Genomic DNA, 2,137 nt, shown 5'->3' with positions numbered 1-2,137 from the left:
AAGTTACACAGTAAAAATTTTAGTAATCAAAATCAGGAAATATTATTAGGTTGTTCCATATTAAATCGCTTCACTCATCTCGGGATGCCCAATAGCTACCGAGTTGCCTGATCACATTCAAAGACAAGTGAGATTGAGTGTTGCAACAAAGCCTATCAACACTGGTAAAGTATAAGGGGCAAATTGCCAATTATTTTAAAGGTAGAAAAAACTCTGGTTTTGTCGAAGGGTTGAATAATAAGATAAAAGTGATGAAACGTAGATGTTATGGCGTAAGCTCTGTTAAATCATATTTTCAGCGACTGTGGTTGGATCTAAATGGGTATCATAAGTATGGATTTTAACTAACCACACTAACGGGAGAAGAGCCACCCACCTTTCATTTTGATCCACTAAACTCGCAGTTTGCGACAGAACCGATTCCAGAGCTATGCAACAAAGCCGCCCCAAACTGTTCAGTGGGTTTGAACCATGCCCATTTTTCTTAATATGTGGTATCTGGATAATACCAAATACCACTTTATGTCGCGTATATTAAATAAATAATCAAAAGTCGTAACCTAGGTGGAATCATGAATTTATACAACTTACAAAAAATAATTTCGGTAACTTTATGTGTGTTTATCAGCTATTCATCACAGGCTTTTTCTGAAAGCTTAACAAACAAAATTGATTTGTATGAAGCGGCATCAACCAGTGCTTACGTTCCTACATTGGATACAATTAAACTAATTACTGCGGATGGAGAATTAAACCGAGAGTTAAAAAACTTCATGCTTAAAAAGCGAGATTCAACAACACTGAAAGGTAAAAAAATCGCTATCTTAGCAACTGATGGTGTCGAGGAACTGGAAATTTTGGTGCCACTAAATTATTTAAAGGAAAGTGGTGCAGAGGTATTTGTTGTGTCTCCGAAGAAGCCTAACTTCCCGGATACGTTTGGCGTGAAAATGCCAGAAATACGCAGCACTCATATTATGACTGTGCGTCTAATGGAAAATTCAGGCTGGATCAAAATAGACAAGTTTCTTGAAGACGTCTCTGTAGAGGACTTCGATGGATTAGTTCTCCCCGGAGGATCCTGGAACCCAGATTTTTTGCGCACCAATACAAATGCTCATACATTACTACAAGCTTTTGTTGAAACCAATAAACCACTGGCTTCACTTTGTCATGGACCACTAATTCTGGTAAATGCTGGACTTCTTAAAGGCCGAAAAGTCACAGGTTATTGGTCGATTATGAAGGACCTAGAAAATGCTGGAGCTACTGTAATTGATCAACCATTGGTCACTGATGGACAGCTTTTAACCAGCCGGTTCCCCTATGACTTGCCTCGATTAATGAACGCCTTCACGGAACATTTAATTAGATAGACAAATTAGGGCTTTGTTGCAGCGCTCAAATAATCATCAATTAGGCAATATCAGTAAGGTCGGTTATTATTTTAATCGACCTTTCACACCAGTATAATTTAACAAATTCCTTACAAATACAATCTGACTAAACAGCATCACTTTAAGAAGCATACTTACCGACAAAGTAATTATTCAGATTATAACAAATCCCTCAAAAACAGAGGTCGGATTGATGATTTGTTGAGCGCTGCTACAAAGCCGCATTTCGGTGCTCAACATTTGAGCTCTTCAACAAAACCGTTTTATAACGGCTAATTTAGAATTTTACTCGTAACAAGGCTTATTCCGTAATGAAAGATATGCCAGACTCATACAATAATAACTTGGAGGCTTAATTTTGTGCTGTATATTGGCTAATCAAAATCCAGAAATTCACCGCTTTATTTCCCGCTCTATTCGTATGGGAGGTCACTCAACAAGTGTAAGGCTAGAAGCAAAATTCTGGGTCATCCTTGACTCTGTTGCCGAGAATCAGGCTATGAGGGTGCCACAGCTTTTATCCCGAATATATGATGAAGCATTGGAAATTAATGGAGATGTTCCTAATTTCGCTTCTCTGCTCCGCTGTGCATGTATACTCTATCTGGAAAAGCCGCAAAAGGTTACTGAAGTGGCATAACTAACTTGGGTTGTGTCGCAAAGTTGACTAAGTAAACCAACGTGTTGATAATGTTTCGATATTCGAAGAGGCATTATGATAGGCTTTGTAGCAGCGCTCA

3 protein-coding genes are annotated in these 2,137 nt (G+C 38.4%); all 3 read left to right on the top strand.

All coding sequences use genetic code 11. From position 1 onward, the window contains the following. Positions 1–137 precede the first annotated feature (137 nt). The 3 genes from BT797_RS24670 (at position 138) to BT797_RS02130 (ending at position 2,037) form a co-directional block, all read left to right on the top strand. The gene (locus tag BT797_RS24670; RefSeq protein ID WP_075470973.1) at positions 138–344 is read left to right on the top strand and encodes a transposase; all 207 of its coding nucleotides are present in this window, start codon (positions 138–140) and stop codon (positions 342–344) included. Between the two features lie 228 nt (positions 345–572). Then, the gene (locus BT797_RS02135; protein ID WP_052678236.1) at positions 573–1,376 is read left to right on the top strand and encodes a DJ-1/PfpI/YhbO family deglycase/protease; all 804 of its coding nucleotides are present in this window, start codon (positions 573–575) and stop codon (positions 1,374–1,376) included. 379 nt (positions 1,377–1,755) lie between these two features. Next, on the top strand, positions 1,756–2,037 hold the full coding sequence (locus BT797_RS02130; protein ID WP_045109133.1) for a ribbon-helix-helix domain-containing protein: 282 nt from the start codon (positions 1,756–1,758) through the stop codon (positions 2,035–2,037). The last annotated feature ends 100 nt before the right edge of the window (positions 2,038–2,137 follow it).

It is taken from the genome of Moritella viscosa (assembly GCF_900120065.1).
Lineage (GTDB): Bacteria > Pseudomonadota > Gammaproteobacteria > Enterobacterales > Moritellaceae > Moritella > Moritella viscosa.
Note: the sequence above shows the minus strand (reverse complement) of the source record. Positions and strands in the feature narration are given on the sequence as shown.

Coding starts and splice junctions, on each gene's coding strand:
- BT797_RS02135 (WP_052678236.1), top strand. CDS start 573: ATGAATTTATACAACTTACAAAAAATAATTTCGGTAACTTTATGTGTG.